The organism is Bradyrhizobium sp. SRS-191, from assembly GCF_024586915.1.
Classification (GTDB): domain Bacteria; phylum Pseudomonadota; class Alphaproteobacteria; order Rhizobiales; family Xanthobacteraceae; genus Bradyrhizobium.
In genome coordinates this window covers 1-1366 of record NZ_JANBVS010000081.1, presented here as the reverse complement: position 1 = coordinate 1366, position 1366 = coordinate 1, and the positions used below count along the sequence as shown (strand labels likewise).

The 1366-nt window shown below is 65.2% G+C and carries 1 pseudogene; it reads left to right on the top strand.

The features are described 5' to 3' along the window. Positions 1–1366 (top strand): annotated as a pseudogene (locus NLR35_RS34145) (phosphoketolase); the annotation flags it as partial.

Here is a 1366-nt window from a genome sequence, read left to right as displayed (position 1 = left end):
CGGACGGATGGCAGACGACGAAATCCGCGATCTGTTCCGCGGCTTCGGCCACGAGCCGCTGTTCGTCGAAGGTGATGATCCCACATTGATGCACCAGGCCATGGCCGACGCGCTCGACGTCGCCTTCGCCAGCATCCGCGCGATCCAGCGGCACGCCCGCGACGGTCGTGGCAGCGTCGCGCGGCCGCGCTGGCCGATGATTGTGCTGCGCAGCCCGAAGGGCTGGACCGGCCCGAAAGAGGTCGACGGCAAGAAGGTCGAGGGCTTCTGGCGCGCGCATCAGGTGCCGGTGGCGGGCTGCCGGGAAAATCCGGCGCATCTGAAGATCCTCGAAGACTGGATGCGCAGCTACGAGCCGGAAAACCTGTTCGACGCAAACGGCACGCTGATCCCGGAGCTTCAGGCGCTCGCACCGGAAGGCCTTCGACGCATGGGAGCCAATCCGCATGCCAATGGCGGGCTGCTCAAGAAGGAATTGAAGCTGCCGGACTACCGCAGCTTTGCCGTCGAGGTGCATGAGCCCGGCAGCATGACGGCAGAAGCCACGCGCGAGCTCGGCAAATTCCTGCGCGAGGTCATTCGGCTCAACGCGCAGGAGCGCAATTTCCGCATTATGGGGCCCGACGAGACCGCCTCAAACCGGCTGGACGCCGTGTTCGACGCCACCGAACGGGTCTGGATGGAGCCGATCGAGCCTTACGACGTGCATCTGGCGCAGGACGGCCGCGTCATGGAGGTGCTGAGCGAGCATCTCTGCCAGGGCTGGCTGGAGGGCTATCTGCTCACCGGGCGGCACGGCTTCTTCTCCTGCTACGAGGCCTTCATCCACATCGTGGATTCCATGTTCAACCAGCACGCCAAATGGCTGAAGGTGACGCGGCACCTGCCGTGGCGACGGCCGATCGCCTCGCTGAACTATCTCCTGACCTCGCATGTCTGGCGCCAGGACCATAACGGCTTCAGCCATCAGGATCCCGGCTTCGTCGATCTCGTCGCCAACAAGAAGGCCGACATCGTCCGCATCTACTTCCCGCCGGACGCCAACACGCTGCTGTGGATCGCCGATCATTGTCTGCGCACCTACAACCGCATCAACGTCATCGTCGCCGGCAAGCAGCCGGCACCGCAATTCCTCTCGATGCAGGAGGCCGCCACCCATTGCGATGCGGGCATCGGCATCTGGCGCTGGGCCGGCACCGAGCACGACGGCAGCGCGCCCGATGTGGTGATGGCCTGCGCCGGCGACGTCCCGACCCTGGAAACGTTGGCCGCCGTCGACCTGCTGCGCAAGGCCCTGCCCGACCTGAAGATCCGCGTCGTCAACGTCGTCGACCTCATGACGCTGCAACCCAGGGATCAGCACCCT